General features: G+C 72.3%; 13 protein-coding genes. 4 read left to right on the forward strand and 9 right to left on the reverse strand.

The features are described 5' to 3' along the window. Positions 1-4: 4 nt before the first annotated feature. The gene (locus ACFY0F_RS37880) at positions 5-607 is read right to left on the reverse strand and encodes a TetR/AcrR family transcriptional regulator (RefSeq protein WP_388805301.1); all 603 of its coding nucleotides are present in this window, start codon (positions 605-607) and stop codon (positions 5-7) included. 120 nt (positions 608-727) lie between these two features. Here ACFY0F_RS37880 and ACFY0F_RS37885 point away from each other — a divergent pair, with 120 nt between their 5' ends. Further along, positions 728-2,305 (forward strand): MDR family MFS transporter, encoded by a 1,578-nt coding sequence (locus tag ACFY0F_RS37885; RefSeq protein WP_388805304.1) that lies wholly within the window; start codon positions 728-730, stop codon positions 2,303-2,305. A gap of 77 nt (positions 2,306-2,382) precedes the next feature. On the opposite strand, the gene ACFY0F_RS37890 is transcribed toward ACFY0F_RS37885, so the two are convergent. After that, on the reverse strand, positions 2,383-3,138 hold the full coding sequence (locus tag ACFY0F_RS37890; RefSeq protein WP_388805307.1) for an SDR family oxidoreductase: 756 nt from the start codon (positions 3,136-3,138) through the stop codon (positions 2,383-2,385). A 127-nt stretch (positions 3,139-3,265) separates the two neighbouring features. Here ACFY0F_RS37890 and ACFY0F_RS37895 point away from each other — a divergent pair, with 127 nt between their 5' ends. Then, the gene (locus ACFY0F_RS37895; RefSeq protein WP_388805310.1) at positions 3,266-3,853 is read left to right on the forward strand and encodes a TetR/AcrR family transcriptional regulator; all 588 of its coding nucleotides are present in this window, start codon (positions 3,266-3,268) and stop codon (positions 3,851-3,853) included. A gap of 362 nt (positions 3,854-4,215) precedes the next feature. Here ACFY0F_RS37895 and cseC read toward each other — a convergent pair whose 3' ends face one another. From cseC to ACFY0F_RS37920, 5 genes are all read right to left on the reverse strand, one after another. Beyond that, on the reverse strand, positions 4,216-5,559 hold the full coding sequence (gene cseC, locus ACFY0F_RS37900) for a two-component system sensor histidine kinase CseC (RefSeq protein WP_388805312.1): 1,344 nt from the start codon (positions 5,557-5,559) through the stop codon (positions 4,216-4,218). A gap of 10 nt (positions 5,560-5,569) precedes the next feature. Continuing rightward, positions 5,570-6,274 (reverse strand): two-component system response regulator CseB, encoded by a 705-nt coding sequence (gene cseB / locus ACFY0F_RS37905; protein WP_388805316.1) that lies wholly within the window; start codon positions 6,272-6,274, stop codon positions 5,570-5,572. A 73-nt stretch (positions 6,275-6,347) separates the two neighbouring features. After that, a complete protein-coding gene (locus tag ACFY0F_RS37910) occupies positions 6,348-7,001 on the reverse strand; it encodes a hypothetical protein (RefSeq protein WP_388805319.1) in 654 nt (217 codons plus the stop codon). Further along, on the reverse strand, positions 6,989-7,528 hold the full coding sequence (locus tag ACFY0F_RS37915; protein WP_361620673.1) for a SigE family RNA polymerase sigma factor: 540 nt from the start codon (positions 7,526-7,528) through the stop codon (positions 6,989-6,991). The genes ACFY0F_RS37910 and ACFY0F_RS37915 overlap by 13 nt, the downstream gene beginning before the upstream one ends. A 260-nt stretch (positions 7,529-7,788) precedes the next feature. Further along, positions 7,789-8,664: an A/G-specific adenine glycosylase gene (locus ACFY0F_RS37920; protein WP_388805322.1), complete on the reverse strand. Its 876-nt coding sequence runs from the start codon at positions 8,662-8,664 to the stop codon at positions 7,789-7,791. Positions 8,665-8,885: 221 nt separating this feature from the next. Between ACFY0F_RS37920 and ACFY0F_RS37925 the strand changes: the two genes are divergently transcribed. Continuing rightward, positions 8,886-9,716 carry a hypothetical protein gene (locus ACFY0F_RS37925; protein WP_388805325.1) on the forward strand — a complete coding sequence of 277 codons (831 nt, stop codon included), beginning with the start codon at positions 8,886-8,888 and terminating at the stop codon, positions 9,714-9,716. Between the two features lie 81 nt (positions 9,717-9,797). Here the strand turns inward: ACFY0F_RS37925 and disA are convergent, their stop codons facing one another. Further along, positions 9,798-10,922 (reverse strand): DNA integrity scanning diadenylate cyclase DisA, encoded by a 1,125-nt coding sequence (disA, locus tag ACFY0F_RS37930; protein WP_388805328.1) that lies wholly within the window; start codon positions 10,920-10,922, stop codon positions 9,798-9,800. An 81-nt stretch (positions 10,923-11,003) separates the two neighbouring features. Further along, complete coding sequence (radA, locus tag ACFY0F_RS37935; protein WP_388805332.1) at positions 11,004-12,413, reverse strand: DNA repair protein RadA; 1,410 nt, start codon at positions 12,411-12,413, stop codon at positions 11,004-11,006. Between the two features lie 181 nt (positions 12,414-12,594). Here radA and ACFY0F_RS37940 point away from each other — a divergent pair, with 181 nt between their 5' ends. Beyond that, the gene (locus ACFY0F_RS37940) at positions 12,595-14,301 is read left to right on the forward strand and encodes a hypothetical protein (protein WP_388805335.1); all 1,707 of its coding nucleotides are present in this window, start codon (positions 12,595-12,597) and stop codon (positions 14,299-14,301) included. Positions 14,302-14,382: the final 81 nt, after the last annotated feature.

A 14,382-nucleotide genomic window follows, 5' to 3' on the forward strand; every position in this document is an offset into this window, starting at 1 on the left:
CGGGCTACGCCCCCGTGTCCCGGGCCCCCTTGTGCGCCTGCGTGACCAGGTCCACGGCGACCTCCAGAACCGCCTCGCGCCTCTTGTCGGGGTCGCCTTCGACGTCCTGCATGATGAACATGCCCGCGTGCAGCGTGAACAGGGCGCTGACGCAGCGGACCTGGTCGACGAGGGGCGCGTCGGGGTCGATGATGATGTCGCGCAGGCTGCGCATGCGGTCCTTGAAGGTGTCGCCGATGCGCAGTTCACGCACCGCCGCCTGGTTCTCCTGCATGAAGCGGAAGAGCGGTTCGGCACCGGCCAGGGCCTGGCTGTAGCGCCGTACGATCTCCTGCTTGGTCTCCAGTGTGTGCGGCTGCCCGGCGCCCCACTCGATCAGTTCCTGGATCGGCTGTGTCAGATCCTCGAAGAGACTGACGATGATCTCTTCCTTGGTCTTGAAGTGGTAGTAGAGCGCCGCCTTGGTGACGTCCAGGTGCTCGGCGATCTCGCGCAGGGATGTCTTCTCGTAGCCCTGCTCGGCGAAGAGTTCTAGGGCCACGTCCTGGATGCGCTGGCGGGTGTTGCCGCGGCGCGGTTGCTTGGTGCCGTCCATGGTGACGCCCATCCTCGTACTCCTCGCGCTCCCTCGGAAACTTACTTGACGCCCGGCTAGTGAAATCGCTACCTTGCAGTGTAGTGGAAACTAGCCGGGCGGCAAGTAAGTGGCCCGCGGGGAGTGGGGACGATGGCGGACACGCAGAGCGCGCCGGTCGCGGAGAGCGTCGAAGCGCAGAGCAACGAGACAGAAGGCAAGAAGCCCAGAAGCGTGCGGGTCGTGCTGCTCGCCCTGATGATCGCGATGATGCTCGCGATGCTCGACAACATGATCGTCGGCACGGCCATGCCGACGATCGTGGGCGAACTGGGCGGCCTGGAGCACCTGTCCTGGGTGGTGACCGGTTACACGCTGGCGACCGCTGCGGCTACCCCGATCTGGGGCAAGCTCGGCGACATGTTCGGCCGCAAGGCCACCTTCCTGGCCTCGATCGTGATCTTCCTGATCGGGTCCGCGCTCAGCGGTATGGCGCAGAACATGGGTGAGCTGATCGGGTTCCGGGCCGTTCAGGGGCTCGGGGCCGGCGGTCTGATGGTCGGTGTCATGGCGATCATCGGCGACCTGATCCCGCCCCGGGAGCGCGGCAAGTACACGGGCATGATGGCCGGCGTCATGGCACTCGCGATGATCGGCGGTCCGCTGGTCGGCGGCACCATCACCGACAACTGGGGCTGGCGCTGGTCCTTCTACATCAACCTGCCGCTCGGCGTGGTCGCGCTGGCGCTGGTCAGCGCCGTGCTGCACCTGCCGAAGAAGCGGGCGAAGGCGCGCATCGACTACCTGGGCGTCGCGCTGCTGACCATCGGCATCACCTCGATCGTGCTGGTCACCACCTGGGGCGGCACGGAGTACGCGTGGATGTCCGCCAGGATCATGGAGCTGATCGGCATCGGTGTCGCCGCGCTGGTCGGGTTCGCGTTCTGGCAGACCCGGGCCGCCGAGCCGGTCGTCCCGCTGCACATCTTCCGCAGCCGCAACTTCACCCTGATGTCGGTCATCGGCTTCATCACCGGCTTCGTGATGTTCGGCGCCACGCTCTTCCTGCCGCTGTACCAGCAGTCCGTGCAGGGCGCGTCCGCGACCAACTCCGGGCTGCTGCTCCTGCCGATGCTCGGCGCGATGCTGGTGACCTCGATGGTCGCCGGCCGGGTCACCACCAACACCGGGCGTTACAAGGTCTTCCCGATCGCCGGCGGTGTGCTGATGATCGTCGGCCTCTACCTGCTGTCGACGATGGACACGGGCACCTCCCGGCTGACCTCCGGGGTGTTCATGGCCGTCCTCGGCCTCGGCATGGGCTGCCTGATGCAGATCACCATGCTGGTCGCGCAGAACAGCGTGGAGATGAAGGACATGGGCGTGGCGTCCTCGTCCACCACCCTGTTCCGTACGCTCGGTTCCTCCTTCGGTGTCGCCATCATGGGCGCGCTGTTCAACAACCGGGTCCAGGACGTCATGTCCGAGCGGGCCGGCGCGCTGGGCTCCAAGGTGACCGAGCAGTCCGCCCAGCTCGACGCGGCCAGCCTGGCGAAGCTGCCGGCCGTGGCGCGGGAGGCGTACCAGCACGCGGTGTCCTCCGGTACGCACTCGGCGTTCCTGCTGGGCGCGATCGTCGCGGTGGTCGTGCTGGTGTCGGCCTTCTTCGTCAAGGAGGTCCCGCTCCGGGGCGGCCCGCAGAAGCCGGAAGCCGGCCTCGAGGCCCACTGAGCCCGCAGTGAACCGAAGGCCCCCGGACGGTGTCCGCCCCGGGGGCCTTCGCCCTGTGTGGTGTCACGGGCGCGGCGTCAGCGTCCCGTCGCCAGGTTCGCCCCGCCGGTGACGTCCAGGACCACGCCGGTCACGAAGGTGTTCACGGCCAGCATGTGGATGGCCCGGGCGATGTCCTCGGGGCGGCCGACCCGGCCCACGGGGGACGTGGCCGCGAGCCCCTCGAAGACGGCCTTGCGCTGTTCGGCCGGTGTGGCGTCCCACCAGGGCGTGTCCACGACGCCCGGCGAGACCGCGTTGACCCGGAGCGGGGCCAGTTCCACGGCGAGCGGCGGGACCATCGCCTCCAGGGCGCCGTTGATCGCGGCGAGGCCGGCGGTGCCGGGTATCGCGGCACGCGCGGAGGCGGCGGTCACCAGGGTCACCGAGCCGTCGGTGCGCAGCCGGGGCAGGGCTGCCTGCACCACCCGCAGGTGCGGCCAGAACTTGCCGTCGAAGCCCGCCGCGAGGTCTGCCAGGTCCAGTTCGGCGAAGGGGCCGCCGCCCTTGGCGCCGCTGAGGGCGAGGACCAGGTGGTCGACGGGGCCGGACCGGTCGAAGAAGGCGTCCACGGCGGCCCGGTCGGCCGCGTCCAGGCGGTACGCCGACGTCTTGCCGCCGATGCGGGACGCCGCCGCGTCGAGCCGTTCCCGGTCGCGACCGGTGATGACCACCTCCGCGCCGTCCGCCGCGAAGGCCGTGGCCGCCGCCTCGCCGATGCCCGAGCTGCCGCCCATGACGACGACGCGCTGACCGGCCAGGGCGGGGGAGTTGACGTGGTTCGGAGTGCTCATGAGTGGCTTCTCTCCTGTGATTCACCGGACCTCGACCCCTTGTCGAGAACGCCGGTCTCGCCAAAGTGTTGCCGAGACCGTTAGTCTCGTCAAGCGATTTCGGGGGCCGGAGGAACCGTCGGAGAGGATGAGTCCCGTGGACACCAGAGAACCCCGCCCGCACACCGGGCGCCGCCGCAACGAAGCCGTCCGCCGGGCGATCCTCGACGCCGCCCTGGACCTGCTCTCCGACGCCGACGGCGCCCCGGTGACGGTGGAGACCATCGCCCGGGCGGCCGGGGTCGGAAAGCAGACGCTCTACCGCTGGTGGCCCTCCAAGGGCGCCGTCCTGCTGGACGCGCTCACCGACTACGCCGCCCAGGAACTGCCCACACCGGACACCGGCAGCCTGCGCGGGGACCTGCGGGCCTTCGCGACGGCGACCTTCGAGGCGTCCCAGCGCGCCCCCTCGGCGCCGGCCCTGCGCACCCTCGTCACCGAGGCCGCCCGCGACGCGCACCTGGCCCAGTTGATGCGGGACTTCACCGAGGCCCGCCGGGCCGTGCTCCGCGAGATCCTCCGGCGCGGCCACGAACGCGGCGAGCTGCCCGCCGACCGGGACGTCGACCTCCTGGTCGACCAGTTCTACGGCTTCTTCTGGTACCGCTTCCTCCTCGGCCACGCCGCCCTGGACGCGGTTACCGCCGAGCGGATCACGGACTCCCTGCTGCGGTGAACGCCCGCGGCGGCGGGCCCGGTTCAGTCCCCTGGGGCGGGGCCGTGAGCGCGACCAGTTCATGCCCGGCCGGTGCGCGGTCGTGCCCCGTCCGGTGTGCGGTCAAGCCCCGGTCGGCGTACGGCGTTGCCGGGGCGGCAGACCACCGACTTCCTGTCGGGGCCATGTCCCCCGGCTGCCGGCCGGCTGTGCCGCGCACCGTGCCGCGTCTCGTGGGGGCCGCGACTCGCCGGTGCGGCGGCGGACCTGCGGGCGAGGCGGCTCGGGTGCGGCTGCCTGGTCATCGCCCGCCCGGCGAGCAGTCGTAGCGGGGTCCGGACCACCGGCCCCGTGCGGTGAGGGCCCGCGGCGCGGCCGGAGGCCTACGGCAGCATCGGGTAGCTTCCGGTGGCCGTCGGCGCGTGTTCCGGGAGCCACAGGACGGCCACCGCTCCCTCCGCCGGGACGTGGTCCGGGGCGCCCGCGGGGCGGATGTTGCGGAAGGTCAGCCGGGCGCCCAGTACCCGGGCCTGCCCGGCCGCGATGGTCAGGCCGAGCCCGTGGCCCTTCCCGGCGCGGTCCTTGCTGCCGGTGCGGAACCGGCTCGGCCCCTCGGCGAGCAGCTCCTCGGGGAAGCCGGGCCCGTGGTCGCGGACCCGGATGACCCGGCCCTCCACGGTCACCTCGATGGGCGGCCTGCCGTGCCGGGCGGCGTTGGCGAGCAGGTTGATCAGCACCCGCTCCAGGCGCCGGGGGTCGGTGGTGACCTCCGACTCGTGCACCACGCGCACGGCGACGTTCGGGTCCTTGGCCGCCACTCGCCGGGTCACGAACTGGCCCAGCACGATGTCCTGCAGCTCGGCCCGCTCCGAGGCGCTGTCGAGCCGGGCGACCTCCAGCACGTCCTCGACGAGCGTGCGCATGGCCTTGGCCCGGTCCAGGACCAGCTCGGTGGGCCGGCCCGGGGGCAGCAGTTCCGCCGCCGTCAGCAGCCCGGTCACCGGGGTGCGCAGCTCGTGCGCGATGTCCGCGGTGACCCGGCGCTCGGCCTCCAGCCGCTGCTGCAGCGCGTCCGCCATGGCGTCCACCGCCCGCGCGAGGTCGTCGGTCTCGTCCCGTACGACCCCGCCGATGGCGTCCCGCACCCGCACGTCCGGCTCGCCCTGGGCGACCTGGTTCGCCGCCGCGGCCGCCTTGCGCAGCCGCCCCGAGAGCTGCCCGCCGATGAGCACGCCGAGCGCGCTGCCGCCGAGCACCACCGCGATGGACCCGATGACCAGGGCCTGGTCGAGGTCCTTCATCACGTCGGTGCTGCGGTCGGTGAAGTGGGTGTGCAGCGACAGCACATGCCCGTCCTTCATCGGCACGGCCGCCCAGATGTCCGGCGCGCTGCCGCCGCGCTCCGTCACATACGTGGCCCGGCGGCCCTCCTCGACCTTCTCCCGCAGCGCCGACGGCAGCTTCGGGTCGTCGATCAGGGCGCCGGGGAAGTTCGTGTGCCGGTTCAGGACGTAGTTCCGCTCGGGGATCTGCAGCCGGTCCAGCGCCAGGTCGCGCGCGTTGTCCAGCATCGAGACCCGGGCCGCGTTGTGCACGACCAGGCTGAGCGCGATCGCCACCAGCGCGCCGACCAGCGCGATCGCCGCGCTGAGCTTCCATCTGAGCCCCGTGCGCAGATCCGCACGTCCCACGCGCCCCTTGACCCGGCGCTCGATGTACCCCCGCATGTTGCCCCGCTCAGGCCTTCAACTTGTAGCCGAAACCGCGGACCGTCTCGATCCGGTCCTGGCCGATCTTCGTCCGCAGCCGCTGCACATGGACGTCGACGACCCGGGTGTCCCCGCCCCAGCCGTAGTCCCAGACCCGTTCCAGCAGCTTGTCCCGCGAGAGCACGGTCCCCGGCGCGGAGGAGAACTCGAGCAGCAGCCGCATCTCGGTCGGCGTGAGCGCCACCGGCTGCCCGGCCCGGCGCACCTCCATGCCCTCGGTGTCCACCTCCAGCTCACCGAAGGTCAGCACCCCGCCGTCCACCGAGGAGCCGGCGCCGTCCCCCCGGTCCCCGCCGGTCGCGTGTCCGAAGCGGCGCAGCACCGCGCGGATCCGGGCGACGAGGACGGCACCGTCGAACGGCTTGGTCACGTAGTCGTCGGCGCCCGCCTCCAGCCCCAGCACCACGTCGATGCTGTCGGCGCGCGCCGACAGCATGATCACCGGAACGGTCGACTCGTCCCGGATGCGCCGGCACAGGCTCACCCCGTCCAGGCCCGGGACCATCACGTCCAGGAGCGCGATGTCGGGCCGGTCCGCCCGGAACGACTCCAGGCCGGACAACCCGTCCGGCATGGCGGTCACCGCGAAGCCGTCCCGCTCCAGGGCGAGCTGTGTGGCCTCGCGGATGACGTCGTCGTCCTCGACGAACAGAACGTGGGTCTGGTCTGCCATCCCGGTGCTCTCAGTCCTCGTGTGAATGTCGTTCTCCCGAACAGGTGACGCATGGCGCGGCGGACCGGTTCACTCAGTTGCCCGGCACCGGCGTCGCGTCGCCCCCGACCGCGTTGCCGTAGTCGGTGTGGTGGAAGTCCTCCTGCACGAAGCGTCCCGCGGTCCAGCCGTAGGTGATCACGGTCTCGCCGGACGGGTTCGACACCGGGTCGCCCTTCTCGTACACCTGCTTGGTCACCGTCAGGTCGCCGCGGTCGACCTCCGCGTACACCGGGGACTCCTCGGTCTTGAACACGTTCTCGTACCGGCCGTCGTGCGCCCGGTACACATACGCCCCCACGCCCACGGCGTCCCCGCAGGTCAGCACGTTGACGATGACGTCGTCGACGCTGCCTCCGGTCACGTTGCCATAGGTCACGTCGACCGGGTAGTGGTCGCCGGAGCACGGCTTGAGATCCCGTTTGACGGTGGCCGAGACCTTCGGATCGTCCTTGACGAGCGCGACCGCGTCCACCCGGCGGTAGGTGTCCGAGGGGCTGGGCACGGGGGAGGCGCCGAGACCCGTCACCGAGTCGGAGTGCGCCGGGCCCTCGTCCCGGGCGCCGGTACCACCGGTGGCGCAGCCGGCGGCGAAAAGGCCGAGGGCGGTGATCACGGCCGCCGCCGTGATCACCGCCTGCAAGCTCAGTCGGGCCCGACTGGACCCGGCCCCGGTCAGGCCGCGCAACGCTCCCGCTCCTCACGCTCCAGCGCGCGTGCGTCCAGATCGCGGGCCTCCAGCTCCTCGCGGAGCCGGGCGAGCGCCCGGTGCAGCGTGCTCTTGACCGTTCCGGCCGACATGCCAAGGGCCGCGGCGGTCTCCTCCGTGGACATCTGCTCCCAGTGTCGCAGCACGACGACGCTGCGCTGCTTCGGAGCGAGCACCTTCATGATGTCCATCAGCAGGGCCCGGTCGGCGTGCTGCTCGGTGGCGTCCTCCACGCACGCGTCCGGCAGCTGCTCGGTGGGGACCTCCTCCAGCTTCCGCGCCCGCCACCACTCGGTCCGCGTGTTGATCATCACCCGGCGCAGATAGGCGTCCGCGAGCCGCTTGTCCGCGATGCCCTCCCAGCGGCCGTACGTCCGTACCAGCGCGGTCTGCAGCAGGTCCTGGGCGTCGACCGGGTCCGGCACCAGCCGGCGGGCGCTGCGCAGCAGCGCGTCCTGCCGGGTGCGGACGTACTCCTCGAACTCGAGCACCTCGCCCTGCGCCATGATCAACCGCCTCCCGTTCCCCGTTTTCTCGGCTCGTGCCAGTCGTCCCCGGTCGGTCGTGCCGGGCACAGCAATGAAGCTACGGAGCTGTTGTCACGAGGCTGTGCTCGGCAGCCTGCGGGTAGCACTCGGCTGTCCGTCGGTTGTGTAACGGAAATGAGTTCGGGGTAAAGAGGCGGGCTGAATGGCCCTGGTATAGGGCGATTTGACGGCCGGGAGCGGTCGTCACGAAGCCCCCGGCTCTGTGATGTTCCTGTGTGTCAGCTCGTCGGCAGCCGGTACAGACCACCCGGCAGCGGCTCCACCAGACCGTCGGAGACGAGCCCGTCCAGGGCGCGGGCCCGCTGCACCGGCTCGTGCCACACCCGGTCCAGCACCGCCTGCGGCACGGGGGCGTGCGTCTCGCGCAGCACGGCCAGCAGTTTGCCCCGCACCTGGCGGTCGGTACCGGCGTACGTCTGCCCCCGGCGCGGCGGTCCCGCGTGCTCCGGCTTGCCCGCCAGCCGCCAGGCGCACTGTGCGGCGATCGGGCAGCGCGGACAGCCCTCGTTCTTCGCCGTGCACACCAGCGCGCCCAGCTCCATGGAGGCGGCGGCCCAGCGGGCGGCGGTCCCTTCGTCCTCGGGCAGCAGGGAGCGGGCGAGCTTGCGTTCGGCGGCCGTGGTGGCGTTCGGCGGGTACTGCACGCCCGTGACCGCCCGGGCGAACACCCGGCGGACGTTGGTGTCCAGCACCGCGTGCCGCTGTCCGTACGCGAACGAGGCCACCGCCGCCGCCGTGTACTCGCCGATGCCGGGCAGCGCGAGCAACTGGGCGTGGTCCGTCGGTACGTCCCCGCCGTGCCGCTCCGCTATGGCGACCGCGGCGCCGTGCAGCCGCAGGGCGCGGCGCGGGTAGCCGAGCCGGCCCCAGGCGCGGACCGCCTCGCCGGGGGCCTCCTTGGCGAGGTCCGCCGGGCGCGGCCAGCGGGACAGCCACTCCTCGTACACCGGCAGCACACGGCTGACCGGAGTCTGCTGGAGCATGAACTCGCTGACCATCACGCCCCAGGGGCCCGCTTCGGGGCGCCGCCAGGGGAGGTCGCGGGCGTGGGCGTGGAACCAGGCGATCACGGGGGCGTGGAGCTTCTCAGTCATGGCACCTCCGATCCTGCCACGGGTTGGTTGCGTACGGTTTGCGGCTTGCCCCGGGCGGGGTGTGCCGGGTTGACGTGTGACACGCGGGGAGCCGGTTCGCGGGGTGCCGACGGAACCTGAGCCGCTGCGCGTGCAGTTACCGGGATGATGATCGGGAAAAGTTGTGTCCCAGGCGGCGGGTGACGCGGGCAAGAGCCGCGAACTCTCGTACAGTTTGCGCCGTGGGATCTCTGCGCAATCCGGTCGGGCCGCTTCCCTCCTCCATCTACTGGCGACGGAGGGTCGTACTTGTGTCGGTGGTCGCCGTGTTGGCGCTGCTGGTCACCTGGATAGTCACCTCGGGCGGCTCCGGCGGGAAGAACGGTGCCGAAGGGCCGGGCGGCAAGAACCCCGCCCCCTCGATCACACCGGGGCCGTCCGACTCGGGGCCCGCCATCAGTCAACACCCGGGCGGGCGCGACGGGTCGGGGGGCTCGGACACCGGTGGGAGCGGGTCGGGCGGGTCGGGCGGATCCGCCGGCTCGGGCTCCGGGGGATCCGGCGACGGGTCGAGCGGCAGCGGTTCTTCGGGTTCCGGGTCCGGCTCCGGGTCGGGGTCCGGCGGTGGCAGTGTCGTCGCCGGGGACGCGCTTCCGGCGTCGTCCACACTGCCCGATTGCACAGCGGGCGCCGCCACGTTGCACCTGCGCAGCGTCCACAACTCCTACTCGCCGGACCAGACGCCAGCCTTCGAACTCACCGTCAAGAACTCGTCCGCGAACGACTGCAAGATCGATCTCGGCCCGAAGAAGGCCGTGTTGACCATCACGCAGGCGGGCGGCAGCGACGACTACTGGTCGTCGGCCGACTGCCCCAAGGGTGCGGCGAGCCTGGTGTTCCGGGTCTCCGCGGGCAGCACCATCACCTACACCGTGAAGTGGGACCGCAAGCCGAGCGCACCCGAGTGCGCGACGCCTCCGGCGGGGTCGGCGAAGGCGGGGACGTATCTGGTGGAGGCGAAGGCCTCCGGGTTCGCCAAGGCGCAGACGTCGTTCGTGCTGTCGGCGGACTAGCCGATCACGCCTCGCCGCCAGGGGGCAGACCCAGACAACGGGCTGGAAAACGCGGGCCGGCTCCCAGGCAAGCGACCGCCCTCAGACGTACCGCTCCAGGATCGACGACTCCGCCAGGCGCGACAGGCCCTCGCGCACGCTGCGGGCCCGGGCCTCGCCCACGCCGTCCACGGTCTGGAGGTCGTCCACGCTCGCCGCGAGCAGCTTCTGCAGACCTCCGAAGTGCTCCACGAGCCGGTCGATGATCGCGCCGGGCAGGCGCGGCACCTTGGCCAGCAGCCGGAAGCCGCGCGGCGACACCGCGCTGTCGAGGTTCTCGGGGGAGCCGGTGTAGCCGAGGGCGCGGGCGACCGTGGGCATCTCCAGCAGCTCGGCGTGGGAGAGGGCGTCCAGCTCGTACAGGGCCTCGTCGACCGTGCGGGAGCGCTTGGCGGTGGGTGCCGGGACGTAGTCACGGACGACCAGTTCGCGTTCCGGCTCCACGCCCGCGATCAACTCGTCGAGCTGAAGGGCGAGCAGCCGCCCGTCGGTGCCCAGCTCGACCACGTACTCGGCGATTTCGGTGGCGATGCGACGCACCATCTCCAGGCGCTGCGCGACGGCGGAGACGTCCCGGACCGTCACCAGGTCCTCGATCTCCAGCGCCGACAGCGTGCCCGCGACCTCGTCCAGGCGGAGCTTGTACCGCTCCAGCGTGGCCAGGGCCTGGTTGGCGCGGGACAGGATCGCCGCGGAGTCCTCCAGGACGCGGCGCTGACCGTCCACGTACAGGGCGATCAGCCGCATCGACTGCGAGACCGAGACGACCGGGAAACCGACCTGCTTGCTGACCCGGTCCGCCGTGCGGTGCCGGGTGCCCGTCTCCTCCGTGGGGATCGTCGCGTCGGGCACGAACTGCACGCCCGCCCGCAGGATCTTCGACAGGTCGGAGGAGACCACGATGCCGCCGTCGAGCTTGCACAGCTCCCGCAGACGCGTGGCCGTGAACTCGACGTCCAGGACGAAACCGCCCGTGCACATCGTCTCGACGGACTTGTCGGAACCGAGCACGATCAGACCGCCGGTGTTGCCGCGCAGCACTCGCTCGAGGCCGTCGCGCAGGGACGTGCCGGGAGCCACGGCGCTCAGCGCGGCACGCATCAGGCCGTCGGCACGGGAACTTCCGCCGGACTTTCCGGGAGCTGCCGCCCGGTCGTTGGCTGCCACTGCACTCCTCCGGTCGCAGGATCTGAGGCGCTCCCGTTTCGCGCACTCGGTTCGTACGGACGGGCGAGACCAGGGCAAAGTCTACCGGCGGTCCTCCGCGTCCCGTGGGGCCTCTCGGCGACGGGAGCGGGGAAGGACCCGCAGCGCGTCCCCTATGTCGGCGACTTCCAGCACCTTCATCCCGGCCGGGACCTTGCCCGGATCGCCCGGTACGAGCGCGTGCGTGAAGCCCAGCCGGTGCGCCTCGGCGAGCCTGCGCTGCACGCCCGTGACCCGTCTGACCTCGCCCGCGAGGCCGACCTCGCCGATGGCGACGAGGTTCTTCGGCAGCGGGGTGTCACTGGCGGCCGACGCCAGGGCGAGGGCGACGGCGAGGTCCGCGGCGGGCTCCGACAGCTTCACACCGCCGACCGTCGCGGAGTAGATGTCCCGCTTGCCGAGCGCGCTGATCCGGCCGCGCTGCTCCAGCACCGCGAGCATCATCGACACGCGTGAGGTCTCGAGGCCCGACGTGGTCCGCCGCGGGGAGGGGATCTGCGAGTCGACGGTCAGGGCCTGCACCTCCGCGACCAGCGGGCGGCGGCCCTCCAGGGTCACCGTCAGACAGGTGCCGGGCACCGGTTCGGCGCGACGGGTGAGGAAGAGCCCGCTCGGGTCGGCGAGTCCGGTGATGCCCTCGTCGTGCAGTTCGAAGCAGCCGACCTCGTCCGTGGCCCCGTACCGGTTCTTCACGCCCCGCACCAGGCGGAGCCGGGCGTGCCGGTCGCCCTCGAAGCTGAGCACCACGTCCACCAGGTGCTCCAGCAGCCGGGGCCCGGCGATGGCCCCGTCCTTGGTGACATGGCCCACCAGCAGCGTGGACATGCCGCGTTCCTTGGAGGCGCGGATGAGGGCGCCGGCCACCTCCCGCACCTGGGCCATGCCGCCGGGCGCCCCGTCGATCTCCGGGGAGGCGACCGTCTGCACCGAGTCGAGGATCAGCAGGGACGGCTTGACCGCGTCCAAGTGCCCGAGCACCGCCGCGAGATCGGTCTCGGCGGCGAGGTACAGATGGTCGTCGAGGGCGCCGATCCGGTCGGCCCGCAGCCGCACCTGGCTCGCCGACTCCTCACCCGTCACATAGAGGGTGCGATGCTCGTCACTGGCCGACTTGGCCGCCACGTCCAGCAGCAGCGTGGACTTGCCCACACCGGGCTCGCCCGCCAGCAGCACCACCGCGCCCGGCACCAGCCCGCCGCCGAGCACCCGGTCCAGCTCGGGCACCCCGGTCGACCGCGCGGTGGCCTGCCGCCCGTCGACCTGTCCGATGGGCAGCGCAGAGCTGGTGACCCGCCCCGGCGCCGTCGTACGGACCGCGGGCGCCCCGTACTCCTCGACCGTCCCCCACGCCTGGCACTCGGGGCAGCGGCCGAGCCACTTGGCCGTCTGCCAGCCGCACTCGGTGCAGCGGTAGGACGGGCGGTCCTTGGTGGTCTTGGTACGGGCAGCCATGGACGAAACCGTAACCGCAGGCACTGACAACGCGGGCCCCGACCGGCATCGTGACCCGCGGCGGACGACCGCGGAATCCTGAATTCCTGTCCCCTTATGAGGGATCGTTTCACCCGTACGGATTAAATGTGCTCAAGGCGCCGGAATGGTTCATCCACAGCCGCCTACGGTCGCACGGGTGATGAGCAGCAGTCCGGAGACATCGACCCGCACCACCGGCGCACATCGAGCGCACCGGGAGGCTCGCGATCGTGCTGCGGCGCGCACGCTGGCGCAGCAGCCGCCCGCGCGCTACGACCCCTACCTGGACGGCCTGTTCACCTACTGCCTGTCCGTGCTGTGCGACCACGACGCCGCGACCGCCGCGCTGGGCGACGTCCTCGCGCTCGCCGAGCGGCGCGGGCAGCGGATGCCGGACGCGGCGGACGACCGCAGGGCCTGGCTGTACGCGCTGGCCCGCTGGGCGTGCCTGCGCAAGCTGGCCGAGGCCAAGCAGAAACGTCAGGCCACGCACGCGGCGGGCCGCACGGCGCCCGGGAAACAACCCGCGAAACAGCCCGCCGACGTGCCCGTGTCCGAGGAGGCCCAGGAGGAGCGGCGCCGCGAACTCGCCCTGCTGGCCTGGCCGGAGGCCGCCGGGACCAGCCCGGAGCAGCGCGAGGCGCTCGAACTCGCCGTGCGCCACCACCTCGCCGCCCACGAGGTCGCCGCCGTCCTCGGCATGAGCCTCGCCGCCGCCCGCGAACTGCTGGCGTCCGCCGCCTGCGAGGTCGAGCGCACCCGCGCCGCCCTCGCCGTCGTCGAGGCCGGCGGCTGTCCCGGCGTCGACCGGCTCACCGGCGACCGGCAGCTGGTGCTCAGCAGCGCCCTGCGACGCGAGCTGGTGCGGCACGTCGACGACTGCCCGCGCTGCCGCCGCACCGCGGAGCGCGCGGCCTCGGGACACTGGCCCGGCGCCACCATCACCCCTGCCGAGCTGCCAGTACTGGAGGCACCCCGCGCGGCCCTGCACGTCGCCCTGGCCCATCACCCACGCGCGCGGGGCACCGCCGTGCCCCGCTTCGACCGGCGGGGCTTTCCCATGGACCCCAAGGACCGCGCCGCCCGCCGGGACCGCATCCGCGCGCGTGCCGTCACCACGACCGTCGTCGCCACCGTGGTCGCCGCCCCCGTGCTGGCCCTGTGGGCCGCCTACCGGGGCACCCCGGTCGGGGAGGGTCAGGACGGCCCCGCCGCCACCGCGCGCGAGGCACACATGTTCGACGGTCTCGACGGCGCCCCGGCCGGCGGCTACGAGAACGCCGGCAACGCCAGCGTCCCCGGCAAGCGCCTCGCCAAGGACGGCTCCTCCGACGTGTCCGTGGAGGTGATCAGCTCCCCCCGGGCCGGGCACAAGGGAGCGGGACACCTCGCGGTCACGGCCGCCACCCGCGGCGACACCACGCTCATCAGGCTCACCGCGTCGGGCCCCTCCCCGGTCCGCTGGTCGGCCGCCACCTCGGCCGACTGGCTCTACCTCAGCCGGTCCTCGGGAACCCTCCGGCCCGGCGAGTCGCTCACGGTCAGGGTGTACGTCGACCAGCTGCGGGAGCCCGCCGGCCACTGGGCCGCCCGGGTCAGGATCGCCCCGGCGGGCGCCGTCGTCTCGATCGAGGGCTACGGCACCGCCCCCACCGGCCCCTCGAGACCGGCGGACCCGCCTCCCACCACGGGCCCGGACCCGGCCCCCACGACCCCGGCTCCCACGGACCCGGCACCGACCGACCCGCCCCCGCCGACCGACCCGACCCCGCCACCGACCACCCCGTCGTCCCCACCGGACAACCCCGGCAGCCCTACGCCCCCACCGACCGCCGACGACACCCAGACCCCTCCGACCGGGCCCTAGGGGGTGCCTTGTGGATCACGCCGGGGTCGCGGGGTCTGGCACGCACTCCCCCGCTCTCGACTTCGCTCGAGCGGGCGGGGC

This window comes from Streptomyces sp. NPDC001544, from assembly GCF_042894285.1.
GTDB lineage: Bacteria > Actinomycetota > Actinomycetes > Streptomycetales > Streptomycetaceae > Streptomyces.